The 16,162-nt window shown below is 66.6% G+C and carries 16 protein-coding genes; 6 read left to right on the top strand and 10 right to left on the bottom strand.

Translation table 11 applies throughout. From position 1 onward, the window contains the following. The first annotated feature begins 245 nt into the window (after positions 1-245). Positions 246-1,109, top strand: coding sequence for a serine O-acetyltransferase EpsC (epsC, locus tag AUR65_RS08490; RefSeq protein ID WP_058566427.1), 864 nt, complete (start codon positions 246-248; stop codon positions 1,107-1,109). 50 nt (positions 1,110-1,159) lie between these two features. Here the strand turns inward: epsC and AUR65_RS08485 are convergent, their stop codons facing one another. From AUR65_RS08485 to tgtA, 3 genes are all read right to left on the bottom strand, one after another. Further along, positions 1,160-1,465 carry a hypothetical protein gene (locus tag AUR65_RS08485; protein ID WP_049916523.1) on the bottom strand — a complete coding sequence of 102 codons (306 nt, stop codon included), beginning with the start codon at positions 1,463-1,465 and terminating at the stop codon, positions 1,160-1,162. A 79-nt stretch (positions 1,466-1,544) separates the two neighbouring features. Beyond that, the gene (locus AUR65_RS08480) at positions 1,545-1,820 is read right to left on the bottom strand and encodes a winged helix-turn-helix domain-containing protein (protein ID WP_004041883.1); all 276 of its coding nucleotides are present in this window, start codon (positions 1,818-1,820) and stop codon (positions 1,545-1,547) included. Positions 1,821-1,893: 73 nt separating this feature from the next. After that, positions 1,894-3,471 carry a tRNA guanosine(15) transglycosylase TgtA gene (gene tgtA / locus AUR65_RS08475; RefSeq protein ID WP_058566426.1) on the bottom strand — a complete coding sequence of 526 codons (1,578 nt, stop codon included), beginning with the start codon at positions 3,469-3,471 and terminating at the stop codon, positions 1,894-1,896. 186 nt (positions 3,472-3,657) lie between these two features. On the opposite strand from tgtA, the gene AUR65_RS08470 reads away from it, so the two are divergent. The 3 genes from AUR65_RS08470 to AUR65_RS08460 all read left to right on the top strand — a co-directional run bounded on the left by AUR65_RS08470 (position 3,658) and on the right by AUR65_RS08460 (position 6,000). After that, positions 3,658-3,939 carry a hypothetical protein gene (locus tag AUR65_RS08470; RefSeq protein WP_058566425.1) on the top strand — a complete coding sequence of 94 codons (282 nt, stop codon included), beginning with the start codon at positions 3,658-3,660 and terminating at the stop codon, positions 3,937-3,939. Then, positions 3,936-5,456 carry a methyl-accepting chemotaxis protein gene (locus AUR65_RS08465; protein WP_058566424.1) on the top strand — a complete coding sequence of 507 codons (1,521 nt, stop codon included), beginning with the start codon at positions 3,936-3,938 and terminating at the stop codon, positions 5,454-5,456. The genes AUR65_RS08470 and AUR65_RS08465 overlap by 4 nt, the downstream gene beginning before the upstream one ends. A gap of 76 nt (positions 5,457-5,532) precedes the next feature. Further along, complete coding sequence (locus AUR65_RS08460) at positions 5,533-6,000, top strand: cupin domain-containing protein (RefSeq protein ID WP_058566423.1); 468 nt, start codon at positions 5,533-5,535, stop codon at positions 5,998-6,000. Between the two features lie 39 nt (positions 6,001-6,039). Here the strand turns inward: AUR65_RS08460 and AUR65_RS08455 are convergent, their stop codons facing one another. The 4 genes from AUR65_RS08455 to AUR65_RS08440 form a co-directional block, all read right to left on the bottom strand. Next, on the bottom strand, positions 6,040-7,911 hold the full coding sequence (locus AUR65_RS08455) for an SLC13 family permease (protein ID WP_146047391.1): 1,872 nt from the start codon (positions 7,909-7,911) through the stop codon (positions 6,040-6,042). Between the two features lie 48 nt (positions 7,912-7,959). Continuing rightward, entirely contained in the window at positions 7,960-8,733 is a 774-nt protein-coding gene (locus AUR65_RS08450) for a CPBP family intramembrane glutamic endopeptidase (RefSeq protein ID WP_058566422.1), read from the bottom strand. 94 nt (positions 8,734-8,827) lie between these two features. Beyond that, entirely contained in the window at positions 8,828-9,376 is a 549-nt protein-coding gene (locus tag AUR65_RS08445; RefSeq protein WP_058566421.1) for an NUDIX domain-containing protein, read from the bottom strand. A gap of 44 nt (positions 9,377-9,420) precedes the next feature. Continuing rightward, complete coding sequence (locus AUR65_RS08440; RefSeq protein WP_058566420.1) at positions 9,421-10,152, bottom strand: hypothetical protein; 732 nt, start codon at positions 10,150-10,152, stop codon at positions 9,421-9,423. A 119-nt stretch (positions 10,153-10,271) separates the two neighbouring features. Here AUR65_RS08440 and AUR65_RS08435 point away from each other — a divergent pair, with 119 nt between their 5' ends. Further along, on the top strand, positions 10,272-10,988 hold the full coding sequence (locus AUR65_RS08435; protein ID WP_058566419.1) for a hypothetical protein: 717 nt from the start codon (positions 10,272-10,274) through the stop codon (positions 10,986-10,988). A gap of 32 nt (positions 10,989-11,020) precedes the next feature. On the opposite strand, the gene AUR65_RS08430 is transcribed toward AUR65_RS08435, so the two are convergent. Beyond that, entirely contained in the window at positions 11,021-11,638 is a 618-nt protein-coding gene (locus AUR65_RS08430) for a class I SAM-dependent methyltransferase (RefSeq protein WP_058566418.1), read from the bottom strand. 252 nt (positions 11,639-11,890) lie between these two features. Here AUR65_RS08430 and AUR65_RS08425 point away from each other — a divergent pair, with 252 nt between their 5' ends. After that, positions 11,891-12,085: a cold-shock protein gene (locus AUR65_RS08425; protein WP_004041873.1), complete on the top strand. Its 195-nt coding sequence runs from the start codon at positions 11,891-11,893 to the stop codon at positions 12,083-12,085. A gap of 114 nt (positions 12,086-12,199) precedes the next feature. Here AUR65_RS08425 and AUR65_RS08420 read toward each other — a convergent pair whose 3' ends face one another. Both AUR65_RS08420 and AUR65_RS08415 read right to left on the bottom strand, forming a co-directional pair. After that, positions 12,200-14,518 (bottom strand): hypothetical protein, encoded by a 2,319-nt coding sequence (locus AUR65_RS08420; RefSeq protein WP_058566417.1) that lies wholly within the window; start codon positions 14,516-14,518, stop codon positions 12,200-12,202. A gap of 103 nt (positions 14,519-14,621) precedes the next feature. Further along, positions 14,622-15,860 carry an ABC transporter substrate-binding protein gene (locus tag AUR65_RS08415; protein WP_058566416.1) on the bottom strand — a complete coding sequence of 413 codons (1,239 nt, stop codon included), beginning with the start codon at positions 15,858-15,860 and terminating at the stop codon, positions 14,622-14,624. Between the last annotated feature and the right edge of the window lie 302 nt (positions 15,861-16,162).

The following is a 16,162-nucleotide window of genomic DNA, read 5'->3' as shown; positions in this document are numbered from 1 at the left end:
AGGGGGACGAATATTTAAAAGAAGATTTTCCGAACTGTCACCCAAATCTCTCCCCGATGTGTCCCCAGTCGCCCGATTTCGGCGGCCAGAAGCCTTATCTGTCGATCGGGGGAGCGCCGATTCGTCGGAGCGAGCGCGCCGACTGGTGGGGCCGATTCGCGCTCGGAAGTCGCGGTTCGAAGGCGGCGAATCGGGCCCGATGAGACGGGGTTAAATACCGCTCGTCCACCAACTATCGCTATCGGATGTCCTACACCTACTCGGGCGACGCGCATCTCGGGCTCGCGGCGTCCTACCGCGCCGACGACGACCCCTTCCCCACGGACACGTCGCTTTCGTTCCCGCGGCGGAACCACCTGCGAGAGGACGTGGACCTCATCAAGCGCCTGCTGTTCCCGCGCTGTTGGAACGCGGGGCCGTGGGTCGGCGACGAGGAGCTTCTCCGCGACGGCGTCGCCAACTTCGGCGCGCTCTGTCACTCCGGCATCGACCCCTACACGGACGAGGACCCCAAGCCCATCGTGGACGAGGTCGTCAGGCGACTCCCCGATATCCGCGAGACGCTGAAGAAGGACGTCGAAGCGGCGTACAAAGGCGACCCCGCCGCCCGCAGCTACATCGAAATCATCCGGTCGTACCCCGGCGTGCAGGCGATTATCGTCCACCGCGTCGCTCACGCCTTCTACGAGGCCGGTGCGCCCGAATACGCCCGCGAACTCGCCGAGTACGCGAAGATGGAGTCGGGCATCGACATCCACCCCGGCGCGACCATCGGCGACTACTTCTTCATCGACCACGGCACCGGCGTCGTCATCGGCGAGACGACGAACATCGGCGAGTGGGCGCGCATCTATCAGGACGTGACCCTCGGCGCGCTCCACTTCGAGGAGGACGAAGACGACGAACACTCGCTCAAGAAGGGGTACAAACGCCACCCGGACATCGGCGACAGCGTCGTCATCGGCGCGGGGACCAAGGTGCTCGGAGCGGTCTCCGTCGGCGACCACGTGAGCATCGGCGCGAACTCGTGGGTCACCGAGGACGTGCCGGACCACACGAGCGTCTTCATCTCGGAACACCCGACTCACGAGCGGAAACACCGCGACTGAGCGGGCGAAGGCGCGTCAAAACCGGACTGGAGCGGGAGAAAACAGCGTTTTCAGTCGAACGTAATCCACGCGAGGAACACGAGACCGACCGTCTCGAAGACGTGCAACAGCATCATCAGTCGCCACGCGATGACGGGCACGTCGGTGCTGAACCACCCCGAGAGCGTCGGGTCGAGGATGTACATGTAGAACGCCAGCGCGTTCTCGGCGAGGAGGAACACCCCGAACACGAGGAGGCCGACGGCGTGTTTAGACCTGAAGGTCAGGTAGTTTCGGGCCCACACCGCCGACAGTGCGAGGAGCACGACGACGTTGACGCCCGAGGAGACCGTCGCAACGTCCACCCAGATACTCATTCGTTCTCTCCTTTCCCCGTCATCCTGATATACGCTTTCCCAAATCTTTCCATAATCACCGCGTCCGTGGCTCGCATGCTCAGTCCATCCGCTCGACGATGGTCTCGACGGTCTCCCAGTTGGCGCGACACCGCGGCGACGGGAGGTAGACCGCGCCGTAGTCGTCGCCGCTCCGCTGGACCACGTCGTTGTCCATGAGCACGTCGAGGTGATGCCGGACGGTCTTGTAGTCGAGGTCGAGCGTCTCGGCCAGTTGGTTGGCGTTTCGGGGCTGTTCCTCTACGGTCTTGAGAATACGCACACGGTTTTCACCGCCGCGGGTTCCCGTGAGCACGTACCAGAGGACAGCCTCCATCGTGTTCGTTGATACGTCGGGTGAACCTAAGAGCATCGACCGACAGACGCCGACGCGACCGGCCGGGCCGGCACTACTCGTCTGACAGTCCGGCGGAGTCGCCCTCGACGCCCGCGTCGTCGCCGTCGCTCAGGTCGTCTTCGTCGGCTTCGTCACGCTCGTCGGCCAACCGCTCGGAGACCGTCGAAAGCGACTCTAACTCGACCGACTCGGGCACGCGAGCGAGCGCCGAGTCGGGCCAGTCGTCGTGCGCCAGCGTGAACGCCGCGTCGGGGTTCTCTTCGACCAGCCGCGAGACGCCGCGGGCGGCCTGCTCGTAGGCGTCGCGGTCGAGTCGCTCGGGCACCTCGGCGGTGAGCGGGTACGTCTCGGAGAGCGACCGCGGGAACGGACCGAACGGCGGGACGACCCGCCACGTCGCGTCGAAGTCGTCGCCGGAGGGGACGCCGCCCTCGGTGAGGAGGACGTGGCCCTCGGCGGTCAGGCGGTCCATGCGGGCGTGGTGGCGCGCGACCTCGGGGCGGTGGGCGCTCTCGTTGGAGGCGTAGAAGAACGCGCCCTTCGAGGCGGGGTCCTCGCGTTCGAGCTGGTCGACGTGGTCGAGGAGCGCGCGGTAGCCGTCGAGCATCGCCGGGTGCGAGCGGGCGCGCTCCTCGACGAGTTCCATGAGGTCGCCGTCGCGGATGGCCTGCTTGATGCGGCGGAGTTCCGCGAACGTGACGTGGAGGTTGTGCTCGGCGAGCAGTTGCTCCTGTTCTTTCGACCCCGCGGCCCGCAGGTCGTCGGGCGAGTACTCCGTGCAGATGGGACAGGTACACGGGAGGTATTCGAGGTCTTCGAGGTGTTCGGTCCCGCGGACCGTGAGATAGCGGCCGTCGCGGGCGTAGAGAGCGTAGGCGGCGGAGTCAAACAGGTCGCAGCCGAGGGCGACGGCGAGCGCGAGCATCATCGGGTGGCCCGCGCCGAACAGGTGGACCGGGGCGTCGACGCCGAGACCGCGCTTGGCGGCCGCGACGGCGTCGACCATGTCGTCGTAGCGGTAGGCGTTCATCATCGGGACGACCGCGCCCACGGGGAACACGTCGAGGTCGGTCGCGTCGGCGTGGCGGCCGGCCTCCTCGCGGAGGTCCGGGTAGGTCGACCCCTGCACGGGGGCGTTGACGAGCATCTCTCCCGTGTCGGCCGCCTCGGCGTCGGCGAGGGCCTGCCTGGTGATTTCGAGGTCCGTCTCGGCCTGCTCGCGGGCCACGTCCGGCGGCGTCGGGATGTCGACCGGCGTGGCGATGTCGGTACCGATGTCCCGCTGGAACTGGAGAATCTCCTCGGTCGTCGTGTCGATTTCGCCGTACTCGGCGAGCTGGAACGACCCCGAGTCGGTCATGATGGCCCCGTGGAAGTCGAGCATCTCGTGGAGGCCCACGTCGAGGGCCTCCTCGCGGAGGTGCTCGTTCGTCTTGATGATGTAGGAGTTGGTGATGAGGATGTCCGCGCCGAACTCGGACTCCAACCGCACGGGCGAAATCGTGTCGATGTTCGGGTTGACGACCGGCAGGAGGGCCGGCGTCTCGACGGTGACCCCCGCACGCGGGACCGAGAGCCGACCGATTCGGCCGGCGAGGTCCCCGTCGCGGAGTTCGAAGTGGTCGCGCATGGAGTGGCGTTTCCCGAGCGCGGCGGTAAGGGTTGCGTTCGCGGGTCGGCCGCGCGCCCAAAAACAGACGCACGACCGGAAATAGTCTCATGCGTTGAAATATTCTAGAAAATATACACCATGGGTATCAAACGTGATTTTTTGGGCGAACAGTTTACAAAGAGATTGGCTCAACCGAGAGGATAGATGTTAGCCGACTTATCACCACTCGAAGTAACCGCGCTCGCCGTCGCCCTCGTCGGGCTGATACCGGTTATTACGCAGTACAGAGACGAGACCAAACTGTTCGCTGCGGGGTACGTCCTGCTCGTGGTCGGGATGGTCGCGACGAACGTCGAGGTGTTCTTCCTCGGCTCGGTGTTCAACTTCATCGAGCACGCGGTCGGCATCGGCCTCGCGGGAGTCACGTTCTTCGCGGCCGCGTACGTCCGCCGGAAAAACGTCATCAAAGGCGGTGAGGGCTCGTGATAATCGACGCGCTGTTCGACGCTATCGGAACCCTCGGCTTCATCGGTGCCGCGGCGCTGGCGTGGCTCAACTACCGCGACACCGACGCGGAAGCGTCGTTCTGGCTGACGTACGCGTTCGCCTCCGTGCTGGCGATTCTGTGGATGATTAGCCTCACGATGGAAAAGCTCGGTATCTACCCCGAGATATTCAACCTCGTGACCTCGCCGCTGATGACCGCCACGGTCGCCGTCTTCGCCATCGGTGGCACCGCGACGCTCGCCATCGTCGCGGACATGAAAGAGCTCGTCAGCGACGCCGAAGAACGGCGGCGAGAACTCGACGCGCTCACGACGGACCTCGAACGGCAGGCCGAGAACTACGGTGACGCGATGCAGACGGCCGCCGACGGCGACCTCACCGTCCGCGTCGACGCCGAGAGCAACAACGACGCGATGCGCCGCATCGGGCGGGGCTTCAACGAGATGTTGGAGGCCATCGACTCGGTCATCGTCCAGATACAGACGTTCGCCGAGCAGGTCGACGACGAGAGCTCCGAAGTCACCGCGAGCGCGGACGCCGTGAAGACGACGAGCACGGACGTGGCGAACAGCATCGAGGAGATTTCGGCGGGCAACGAGACGCAACACCGGAACCTCAACGCCGCGGAGTCCGAACTGAGCAACCTCTCTGCGACCATCGAGGAGATCGCCTCCTCCTCCGAGGAGATCGCGCGGCAGTCCCAACAGACCGTCGGGCGCGCCAAGGAGAGCCAAGCGGCCGCCAGTTCGACCATCGAGAAGATGGAGCAGTTGGAGTCGCGGTCGACCGAGACCGTCTCCGAGGTCGAGGAACTCCAGCAGTCGGTCACGCAGATCAGCGAGGTCGTCGACCTCATCGACGACATCGCGGAGAAGACGAGCATCCTCGCGCTCAACGCCTCCATCGAGGCGGCGGGCGCGGGCGACGCGGGCGAGGGCTTCGCCGTCGTCGCCAGCGAGGTGAAGACGCTCGCGGAGGAGACCGCCGAGGCGACCCAAGAGGTCGATTCGCTCATCCACGACATCGAGAAATCGACCGAGAACGTCGCCGAAGACACCTTCGAGACGCAAGACGAGGTCGAAGCCAGCCGCGAGACCGTCGGCGAGACGGTCGAGGTGCTCGAAGAGATCGTCCACAAAATCGAAGACAGCAACGACTCCATCCAGTCCATCAGCAGCGCCACCGACGAGCAGGCGCAGTCGACCCAAGAGGTCGTCACGATGATGGACGAGATAACGAACCTCAGCGACCAGACGGCCTCCGAGGCGCAGAACGTCTCCGCCGCGGCCGAAGAGCAGACGGCGGCGACCCAGCAGATTGCGGCGTCGTCCTCGTCGCTCTCGGAGCGCGCACAACAGCTCAAATCGCTCGTCTCGCAGTTCGACTCCGGGCGCGCGACGGGCGGCGTACCGGGCGGCGAAACGGCGACGCCACCCGCTTCGACACCCACCCGAGCGATGCGGGCGGACGGCGGCGGCGACGACCGCCCGAACTGACCGACGAGACCGACGGCCGGCGCGCGAGCGAGCGCCCCCGACGAACGCTTTTCCGGCGACTCACCGAACGTCCGATATGGAACCTGTCAGCGAGTCCGATCTCGACTGGACGGTCCGGGACGGCGTCGAAGGTTCGTTCAAACAGAAGCGACTGGGCGCGGCCGCCGGAAGCGAGGCTCTCGGCTGTAGCCTCTACGAACTCCCGCCCGGCGCACAGCCGTGGTCGTATCACTACCACGCCGCCAACGAGGAGGCGCTGTACGTGCTTTCCGGGCGCGGGCAGGTCCGCCTCGGCGACGAGGTCCACGACCTCCGTGAGGGCGACTACGTTCCCTGTTCGACCGACGAGTCCGGAGCGCACTGCGTCGTCAACGACGGCGACGAGCCCCTCCGGTATCTGGCGATTTCGACCATGAACGACCCCGACGTGACGATACACCCGGACATCGACAAAGTCGGCGTCTACGTGGGCGCGCCGCCGGGGGGTTCGGGGGAGCGAACGGTCTCGGCGTTTTACGACCACGAGTTCGACGGCGACGACTGAGTCAGTAGTTCGCGCGTCGGAGGTGACGCGCCTACGCGCCTACGCGCCGACGCCCCAGAAGAACGCGATGCCGGCCACGGTGACGACCGACAGGAGCAACTGCAGGGGCGCGCCGACGCGGAGGAAGTCGGAGAACGTGTAGCCGCCGGGACCGTAGACGAACAGGTTCGTCTGGTAGCCGACGGGGGTCATGAACGCCGTCGAGGCCGCAAAGGTCACGGCGAGGACGAACGAGAACGCGTTGGCCCCGATTGATTGGGCGGCGCTGGCGGCGACCGGAATCATGAGCACGACGCTCGCGTTGTTCGAGATGACGCTCGTGAGCAACCCGGTCGCGAGGTAGAACACCCACAGCACGCCGATTGCGGGGAGGAACGTCGCGGTCGAGGCGACGGCGTCGCCGAGGAGCGCCGCGGCACCCGTCTGTTGGAGCGCGACGCCGAGCGGGATGACGCCCGCGAGCAGGAAGATGACGTTCCACTCGACCGATTTGTACAGTTCGTTCGGCTTGAGGACGCCGGTGAGAATCATCGCGACCACGCCGCCGAGCGCCGAGACGACGATTGGGAGGACGTTGAACGCCGGGAGCGCGACGACCCCGGCGATGATGGCGACGGCGAACGGCGTCTTTTCGGTTCGGTAGTCGACGTCGTCGAACTCGTGGGCGACGATGAAGTCCTCGTTTTGGACGAGTCGCGTGAGGCTGTCGGGCGGGGCCTGCACGAGGAGCGTGTCGCCGACGCGGATGTCGATGTCCTCGAACCGGTCGCGGACGACCTTCCCGCGGGTCCGAAAGGCGAGGACGTTCGCGTCGTAGCGCTGCCGGAACGTCGAACTGGCGAGGCTCTCGCCGACGAGAAACGAGCCCGAGGGGATGACGACTTCGACCATGACCGGCTCTTCTTCGCCCGGGTGGAGTTCGCTCTCCGAGCGGGGGCCGCCGACGAACGTCAGCCCCTCCGAGCGCATGATTCGTTCGAGCGTCTCCCGGTTCGTACGGAGCCGGAGCGTGTCGTTCTCGTGAATCTCCTTGCGGGCCAGCGGTTCGAGAAACTGCTCACCGTAGCGGATGAGCTGTAACACGTCGATATCGAGGTCGTCGTCGCCGAGGGCCTCTTGGACGGTCTGGCCGATGAGCGACGAGTCCGCGGGGACGACCACGTCGGCGAGGTACTCCTGAAGCGCGTACTCCTCGACGAGGTCGTCCTCAGCGGGCACCCGCTTGGGGAGTAGGCGGACGCCGACCGTCATGAGGTAGACCGCACCGACCGCGAAGACGATGACGCCGAGCTTAGTGAACTCGAACATCCCGAAGGCGTGGAGACCGAGGCCGGGCGACTCCCGCCCGAGTTGGGCCACGATGTCGCTGGCGAGGATGTTCGTCGACGTACCGATGACTGTCAGGGTGCCGCCGAGCATCGAGGCGAACGAAAGCGGCATCAGGAGCTTCGACGGGGAGGTCTTGCCCTTGTGCGCGAGGTCGGCGACGACCGGGACGAGGATGGCCACGACCGGCGTGTTGTTGATGAATCCCGACACCGGTCCAGTAACACCAATCGTCGCGGCGAGTTGCTTCGGTCGGCTGGTTCCGGCGTAGTCGGCCATCTTCCGCCCGATGAGTTGGACGATACCGGTTCGGTTGACGCCCGTACTCAGGATGAGCATCGCCAGCACGGTGATGGTCGCCGGACTGGCGAACCCCGAAAGCCCCTCCTGCGGGGTGATTTGCGTCCACGGCTCCAACACCATCAGGAGGACCATCACGACGATGGCGGTTACGTCGATGGGGAGCCACTCGGTGGCGAACAAGACGAGAGAGAGGAAGATGAGCGCGAAGACGACGAGCATATCCACCGTGACGGCCGCCGGAACGAGTCCCTCGACTACCGACACGAGTGTGGAGAAGAACACGTCCGTTCGAGGGGACAGCGAAGGAAAAAGGCTGGTATCGCCGGCCGCTCAGAACAGCAGTCCGGTCGGAACCCCGCCGGGGCTCATTTCGGTGAGCTTGAACAGGAGGTACGCAAGCGAGAACAGCGTCGCGTTGTACGCGCCGTGGATGAGCGCCGGGACGGCGATGTTGTCGGTCAGTTCGTACGCCGAGCCGAAGACGACGCTCGGGAAGAACAGGATGCCGATGGTGACGAGTCGGCCGCCCGCGCCGCCGGTGAGCGCGACGTAGTGAATCGCGGCGAAGATGGCGCTGGCGAGGGCGATACCCGGAACCGGGCCGAACGACTCGCGGATGCGGTTCTGGACGACTCCGCGGAACAGCAGTTCCTCGCCGGGGCCGATGAGGAGGAACGACGCCGGGATGAGGAGCAACAGCACCTCGGGGTCCTGCGCGGCGATTTCGGTCACTTGGTTCGACCCCGCTTGGACGCCGAACGTCGAGACGAGAAATGCGCCGACGAACGCCGCGACGAGCGCCGTCACGTAGCCGAGGACGACCGCGACGATGTCGCGGAGCGACGGGACGGAGACGCCGAAGTACGAGCGGTCGAGGCCGCGGTATCGGGTGTAGACGAGGGCGACGCCACCGAAGGCGATGCCCTGCAGGAGGACGAGCGACATGACGACGAGCGCGAGGGGCGTCAGTTCGACGCCCGCGCTCAACGCCGCGAGCTGTGTGATGACGACGAGTATCGTCCCCACCGCGAGACCGCCGCCGCCGAGGGCGATAGCCGCGAGGAAGGACCGAACGGGGTCAGGGAGGCGCGTCGTAGTAGCCACAGGCGACCTCTTAGAGCGCCGGCATCAAAATCCTTCTCGCCTCGGAACGGGGTTCGAGGGGCGAACGCGGGGGGTGCGCGCGGAACCGACCGCGCTACTCGCCGGCGAGTTCGTAGTAGAGTACGCCGAGGACCGTCCGGGCGTCGCGCACCTCGCCCGCGAGGACGGCCCGCTTGAGGTCGTCGTACTCGACCGTCGTCGGGCGGATGCTCTCGTTGAAGTCGAGGTTCTGGTCGGCGCTCGGCTCGCACCCGCGCGCGACGAAGTAGTGGTGGACCGAGTTGGCGATGCCGTTAGCCGGCTCGACGGTCACGAGCGGTTCGACCGCCTCGGCCTCGTGGCCGGTCTCTTCCGCGAGTTCGCGCCGGGCGGCCGCGGCGTAGTCGCCGTCGTCCGGTTCGGTGCCGCCGGCGGGGAGTCCGCGGTTCGTCCGGCCGACGGCCTGTCGCCACTCGTCGATGACGACCACGTCGCCGTCGGGCGTGAAGGGAACGACGACGACCGCCGCCGGCTCGTCGACGTAGTGGAAGTCCGTCTCGGTCCCGTCGGGGAGCCGAACGTCGTCCATGCGGATGTCGAAGCCGGGACACGAGTAGTCGATGCGCGTGTCGGTGGTCTCCCACGCGAGGTCGTCGTCGGTCATGGCATCACGTGACGGCGGTGTTTCCAAAAGCGTCGCGATACCCGTTACCTAGCGTCGTCGAACGAGACGGTGGCGAGGTCGGCTTCGAGGTCGTCGACGTACTCGTTGTACGCCTCCACGAACTCGACGAAGTCGCCGGCGAGTTCGCGCACGTCGGGCGCGGCGGGCGGTTCGTACTGCGACAGCAGGTAGATGCCGCCCTCGCCACCGACGCGCAGGTACGACGCCCGCGGGCCGTCCCACTTCAATTCCCAGCGCGTGCCGCCGACCCGCTGGGTGAACGTTCCGTACTCGCCGTCGAAGCGGTTGAGTTCGCCCGCCATGGTGTCGGCCACCTCGCGGATGGTCGAGACGAGTTGGTCCCGCTGGGCGACGATTTCCTCGGTCGTCGTCACCGCGGGGAACTCCGCCGGCACGTCGTCGAGGACGCCGTCGAGCGACTCGACGTGGTCGTTGTACGCCTCCACGAACGCCGGGTAGTCTTGCATCGCCGTTCCGAGCGCCTTCGGCTCCGGCGGCTGTTTGGTCGAGACGACGTACGTCTCGCCGCCCGACTTCCCCTTGAACCGGAGGTACTGCAGCGCGCCCGCCTCGTACTTGAGCGTCCACGTCCCGCGGCGCGTCTTGAACGTCTCCTGGCCGTAGTCGCCGCCCTGGAGGATGGCGAGTTCGCGCGCGATGGTGCCCGCGTGGGCCTCGACCGCGGCGACGACCTCGTCGCGGTTGGCCGCGACGTCGTCGACGCTCGTGATATCGAACGAGAGGGCGTCAGTCATTGTCGGAGGGACGGCGCTGGAGGGGATAAGTGCGTCCGTCGCCGGTTTTATCATCGATAGTACACGTCTCAAAGGTGATGAGTCAACACAGGGCAACGATTGGTGGGACAATCGGGGGCATGGCACGACGGGCGAACCCGGCTTTTGCGGGCGGCATCGTCGCCGTCTCGGTGGTCGCACTCGCGTACGCGGTCACGGCCGGGTCGCTCCAGCAACACACGTTCGTCCACGTCATGGCGGGCCTGCTCTGGACGGGCACCGACCTGTTCATGGGGGCGATTCTCGGGCCGGTCATCGGCGGCCTGACGGACGAACAGAGCGCCGCGGTGTTCGAGCGCCTCACGCCGAAGACCGCGTTTTTCCTCCCGTCGATGGCGCTCGTCACCATCGCGGGCGGTATCACGCTCGCCCAGCGACTCGGGGTGTTTCCCCACGCCGAACCGTGGCTCGCGCTGTTCACCGCCGCGAACCTGATTCCGATTTGCCTCCTGCTCGGTCGCCGACTGAACGCGTGGCGCGACCGGCGCTGGCAGGTCGTCTTCGCCGTCGCCACGGTCGGGTCGCTCGCGTGGGTCGCGACCACTATCGGCGACTTTCAGATGACCACACCGGCCATCGTCGTCGCGCTCGTCGTCGTCACGATTCTCTCGGTGCAGGGCTTCGGCTTCCTGATGCCCGGCGAGATACGGATGTACTTCGAGATGACCTCCGAGGACCCGGACCCCGGCGTCATCTCCGCCATCGGAAAACAGAACGCCATGCTCGGCGGCGTGCAGGGGCTGTTCCAACTCGTCCTCATCGCCGACATGGTGTACCTCCGCTACGGCGGCTTCTGAGGTGAACGGGGGCGGCGGTCGCGCTTGCGACCTCAGTCGGTCCGACGGAACACGCGGAGGGTGTCGCGGTCGCCGTGCTCGCAGGCGACCTGTTCGAAGCCGAACGGCTCGAACACGGCCGCCCAATCGCGGTAGTACAGCGGGAAGTCGTACTCCTCGTCGTTGACGCCGCGGTCCTCGGGCGGGACCGACCGGTCGCCCTCGTTTTCGACGGTGACGACGTAGTCGCTCGCACTTCGAGCGACCGCCTCGAACACCCACGCGTCGTCGGGGTGGATGTGCTGGAGCGTCTCGATGGAGTAGACGGCGTCGAACTGGCCCGGGGAGAACTCCTCGACGACCTCCTCGATGGCGGCGGCGTGGAACGTCCCGCAGTCGGCGAGGTCTGGGTAGGCGTCGGCCATCACCTCGAAGCAGTCGGGGTTGATGTCGACGCCGTGGAGGTTCTCGAAGCCGTGTTCGCGGAGGTGCGAGAGGTGCCGACCGGGACCACAGCCGAGTTCGAGAATCGACGCGGAGGGGTCGAGCGAGCCCTCGAACACCCGTCGAATCGACTCGCTCGTCTCGTTCGGTCCGTAGTACGCGTAGTACTCCGGCGAGAACTCTCCCGACCGGTCTGCCCACTTCCGACGAACGTCGTTAGCATCCACGGTGTCGGAGACCGTCCGGCCACGCGTAAAGCCTCGTCGGCCGCGACCTGCCGAGCCCGGCGACCAGAACTGCCGATACCACAGATTACAGTAACATCACCGTCGAACCACTAGGCGAGCGCGACCAGAACCGACGTATCAGAACATTCGTCTACAAAGTTCGATGATACAGAAAAAGATTCAATAAAATAAGCCCATGACAGCATGACCCTCACAAGTCTTATCCGTAAAGGGCGTGTGTGTTCAAAAGCAATGGCGAAAGGAAACGTTGATTTCTTCAACGACACTGGCGGCTACGGTTTCATTTCGACGGACGATGCTGACGACGACGTGTTCTTCCACATGGAAGACATCGGCGGCCCGGACCTCGAAGAAGGCACGGATGTTGAGTTCGACATCGAGCAGGCCCCCAAGGGCCCCCGCGCGACGAACCTCACGCGCCTTTAAACTAATTTAGTACGCCGCGTTTCGCGGCAGAACGATAACTCACATTTTGCGTATATTCGACCGGCGAGCGACGCGTTCGCAGTCGGTCGGCTACGCGAACTATCTACGTACCACTCAGAGCGTGTCGGCCGCACGGGCCTGCTCGGAGCGACGGCGCGCCTGTTCGAGTCGCCGGTCGGTCGCCCGCGAGAGCGACCCCGGTAGCTCCCCGCGCGCCTCGGCTAACCGCTCAGCCACGCGTTCGAGCCGCGATGCGACGGTATCGAGGCTCTCGTCCGCTCGGCCGCGCTCGCCGGCCTCTGCACGCTCCGCGGCCCGGCGCGCGGCCTCCGCGACCGATTCGAGCGCCTGCGCCAGCCCGCGGACCGCGTTCGCCTGCCCGCCGCTGGTCGCCGTTCCCGTCGAGTCGTCCGGGGTACCCGTGCCCGCCGAGTCGTCCGAATCGTCCGAATCGTCCGAATCGTCGCTGTCGTCGTCGACCGCCGTGACCGCCGCGGCCGTCTCCGCGGAGATATCCGCGAGGAACGTCGCGAGCGACGCCTTCCCGGTTCGGGGTTCGTCGATGCGGACGCTCGGAATCGACGCGGGCGCGGACCCGGTGTCGGAGTCGGAGTCGGAGTCGGAGTCGGAATCGGCGTCGTCGTCCGCGGCGGTCGCGTTCGGGTCGGGGTTCACGCGGAACGCGCCGAGTTCGTCGTCGCTGTCGCGGACTTCGACCGTGTACGCGCCGCCGCGGTGGACGTAGACGGCGTCCGGCCCGGACAGCGGCGCGTCGTACAGTCGGCCGCCGAAATCGTCTTCGAGCGCGAGCGCCGTCAGGTCGCGGTCGGTCCCGTCGGCGTCAACTTCCACTTTCGTCGCCGACTCCCGCGCGACGAGCGGGATTTCGCCGTCCACCCCGGCCGTGGTGAGGGTACCGCCGTCGTCGCCGCCGGATGACGATTCGGTCTCCGTCGCGGACGCCGAACCGGACCCCGCGTCACCCACCTGAACCGTCTCGCTGTGTGGTGCCGACCCCGCGCCGTTGACCGTGAGTCGGTGCTCGCCCGCGGGCACGTCCTGCAGGACGCCGAGTCCGCCGAACGTCGGCGCGGCCTCGGGGTCGCTCTCCAAGAGAAGCACGGACTCGACGCCCGACTCGCGGGTCGTCACGCCCTCGCCGTCCGGCGCGTCCGCGTCGGTGACGGCCTCTGTCACCCGGACGAAAAGCGTGTTGAGGGCGGAGGGCTCGTCGACGACATCGTATCGCTCGGCGAGTTCGCTCCGGTGGGTCGGGTCGGTGATGTCGGCCGCGGGGTCGGCGTAGCGGGGCTGGCTCCACGGCGTGCTCGTCGTCGTGAGGTGGCTCGCAATCGCGTCTTCGGCGAACGTCGGGACCGCGAACTCGAAGCTCAGTTGCGGTCCGGTGAACTCGGAGATGTGTTCGACCTCGCCCGCGGGGACGAGCGCGTACTCGACGTCGGCGTCGGCTTCAGCGTCCGCGTCGCGGTCAGCGGCCGTCTCGGGGCCGAACACCAGTCCCGTCGACCGCGGCGGGAGGTCCGTCGGCGGCGACGACAGCGCGTCGAACGACCGCACCGTGAGCGCCTCGCTGACGAGGGCGTCGCGCGTGACCGACGGGAGCCGCTCGTCTTCGTACACCGGCGCGCCGTCGAGTTCCGGGACGACGTAGGGCAGCCGCGCGCCCTCGTCTCTCGGGAGGCCGTAGGCGATGGGTATCTCCGCGGCGTCCTCGATGCGGTCGAACGCCCGGTTCGTGATGTCCGCGAACGTCCCGCCCGTCGGGAGCCGCTGGAACCGGTCGGCGCGGTCGTTGAGCGAGAGCGCGCTGGAGTGCGACCCGAGTTCCGACAGCACCCGCGGCGGGCGGTCGGGGTCCGGGTCGAGGAACTCGTTGTTCGGCACCGACCGCGAGTGCGAACTCGCGACGTACAGTTGGGGGACCGGCTCGTCGTCCGCCGTGTCGACGAAGACGTGCAGGACCTCCCAGTCGTGCCAATGGAAGTTCGTCGTGAACTGGTCGAACACCGAGTAGAACCAGTACTGCACCGCCGTCAGCGACGAGTCCTCGTAGCCGACCACGTTGTAGAACACCGTCGGCTCCGGGGCTCGCTCGCCGGTCTCCCGCTGTGTCGCGTGGTAGCCGTCGAAGGCGTCGAAGCCGTCGACGACTGTCTCGCCGTCCCGGTCGCTCGCGTACGACCGCGGGTCCGTCGGGAACCACGTCTCGTCGGCGTCGAAGTAGAGCGTCGGCGCGAACCGGGCGGCGAGGTCGCGGGCGACGTCGTCGTCGACGCTCGTGGGCGGGGCGGCGGTGCTCGTGGTCTCGCTTGAGTCGCCGCCGAGGGCCGAACACCCGGCGAGCGACCCGAGACCGGCGCTCCCGAGCGCGGCGAGGAACGCCCGTCGGTCGAACGCGGGTCGGTCCGTCATCTGTCTATGTGGTGGAGTCGAGGACGGAACAAATCTCTTGTGCCGTCCGGTGACGACGGGTTCGGGGCCGGTCGCTGGCCGACGAAGCGGCGGAGACCGCCGCTCAGAAGTCGCCGTTGATGATGTCGGCGACGTGCTGGCGGTCGAACAACTGTTCTTCCTCCGGGATTTCGGGGTACGGACCGCCGTCCGAGGTCGGCCACTCGCCGAACTCCTCGGGGTAGAACTGCTTGGCGCTCATCTCCAGTTGGAACAGGTTGAGAATCGGGCCCTGATAGCGCGCGCCCTGCGGGTAGACGTGCCCGTTCTGGACCGCCGAAATCTCCGCGGCGACGGGGTCGTCTTCGAGCGTCGCCCGGAGGTCGTTCATGCTGACGTTCGGCTGCATCCCGCTCAGGAAGAGGATGACGTCGGGGTCGGCCTCCAACAGCGCCTCGAAGTCGACGTTCGACCCGGACTCGATGGACCCCTCGAACGCGTCGTGGGGTTCGAGCGGCCGGATGTGCGAGGACATGAAGCCGGGGTTCCCGACCGTGTACGCCCAAATCTGTTCCTCGATGTCGGCCGCGGTGAGAAGCACCACGCTCGGGCGCTCGTCTTCCGGCGGGAGCCCCTCCTCGATGGTGGCGAGCACGTCGTTGCGGACGGCCGTGAGCGCCTCGTAGCGCTCCTCTTCTTTGAGCACCTGCGCGACCTTCTCGAACTGCTCCCACAGCGTGTAGTACTCGTAGTCGCCGGTCCACTCGTCTGTCGGCGACGCGTGACGGCCGCTCAGCGAGTTCCCGAACCACGGCGAGATGTTGTCGGCGACCTCCTCGATGTCGTCCATGTCCCACTGTTCGAGCTGGACGACCCACGCGGGGTCGGCCAGGTGCACGTCGCTGTCGAGTTCGTAGAGCTTCTCCTTGCTCGTCTCCCACGACGGATACAGGTCAGCCCAATCGACCTCGACGCCCGGGAGTCGCGCCGTGAACTGCTTCCACGTCGCGTCGTAGTACTCCGGCCCGTTGACCGCGTTCACGTCGTCGCCGCGGCCGAGCGCGAACGCCATCCCAGCGTGGTGGGTCAGCCGCGTGAAGATGCTCTGCGGCGGCTCGTCGAACTCGACGGTGCCGACCGGCGACATCGTCACCGAGTACGACGTGTCCTCGGGCGTCTCGGTCTCCGTTTCGGTGGCCGTCTCGGTCGCGGTCTGCGTCGTCGATTCGGTCTCGGCGTCCGTAGACTCCGAACCGCTCCCCCCGGTACAGCCGGCGAGCAGGCCGCCGCCGACGGCCGCGCCGCCGTACTTCACGTAGTCGCGCCGCGTCAGTCCCTTCCGTGGCGTCTCGTCGTGCTCCATAGTTTTTTAGGTCCGCCTAAAATAGATAATTGCTTCGGTTCTCGGACGACAGCGGGGCCGTCACGAGCGCGAACAGCATCTCGTCGGTTCGGCCGCGCGTGTCCCCGACAGCAGACTAGCAGACTGCCGAAGACTAGCGTCGGGTCGCCGACTCGTGCGGTCACGACTGCCTGCGGCCGTCCGGCCGATTCCGCGCTCACCTTGGGTTCGTCGGCGACGGGACGGCGGCCGAGCCGTCGATACCGCTCGCCCTCGATTGATTTAGGTTGGCCTAAACTATTGAAGGTTTTCGGTTTGTCGGC

Origin of the sequence: Haloferax marisrubri (genome assembly GCF_001469875.2) — an archaeon.
Classification (GTDB): Archaea; Halobacteriota; Halobacteria; order Halobacteriales; family Haloferacaceae; genus Haloferax; species Haloferax marisrubri.
The sequence above is the reverse complement of the archived record's forward strand: the minus strand, read 5'-3'. Positions and strand labels throughout refer to the sequence as shown.

Excerpts from the sequence above, each read along its gene's own strand:
- AUR65_RS08415 (WP_058566416.1), bottom strand. The coding sequence starts at position 15,860 with ATGGAGCACGACGAGACGCCACGGAAGGGACTGACGCGGCGCGACTAC.
- AUR65_RS08470 (WP_058566425.1), top strand. The coding sequence starts at position 3,658 with ATGTTAGCCGACTTATCACCACTCGAAGTAACCGCGCTCGCCGTCGCC.
- AUR65_RS08435 (WP_058566419.1), top strand. The coding sequence starts at position 10,272 with ATGGCACGACGGGCGAACCCGGCTTTTGCGGGCGGCATCGTCGCCGTC.
- AUR65_RS08460 (WP_058566423.1), top strand. The coding sequence starts at position 5,533 with ATGGAACCTGTCAGCGAGTCCGATCTCGACTGGACGGTCCGGGACGGC.
- AUR65_RS08420 (WP_058566417.1), bottom strand. The coding sequence starts at position 14,518 with ATGACGGACCGACCCGCGTTCGACCGACGGGCGTTCCTCGCCGCGCTC.
- tgtA (WP_058566426.1), bottom strand. The coding sequence starts at position 3,471 with ATGCGCGACCACTTCGAACTCCGCGACGGGGACCTCGCCGGCCGAATC.
- AUR65_RS08440 (WP_058566420.1), bottom strand. The coding sequence starts at position 10,152 with ATGACTGACGCCCTCTCGTTCGATATCACGAGCGTCGACGACGTCGCG.
- AUR65_RS08480 (WP_004041883.1), bottom strand. The coding sequence starts at position 1,820 with ATGGAGGCTGTCCTCTGGTACGTGCTCACGGGAACCCGCGGCGGTGAA.
- AUR65_RS08425 (WP_004041873.1), top strand. The coding sequence starts at position 11,891 with ATGGCGAAAGGAAACGTTGATTTCTTCAACGACACTGGCGGCTACGGT.
- epsC (WP_058566427.1), top strand. The coding sequence starts at position 246 with ATGTCCTACACCTACTCGGGCGACGCGCATCTCGGGCTCGCGGCGTCC.
- AUR65_RS08445 (WP_058566421.1), bottom strand. The coding sequence starts at position 9,376 with ATGACCGACGACGACCTCGCGTGGGAGACCACCGACACGCGCATCGAC.
- AUR65_RS08485 (WP_049916523.1), bottom strand. The coding sequence starts at position 1,465 with ATGAGTATCTGGGTGGACGTTGCGACGGTCTCCTCGGGCGTCAACGTC.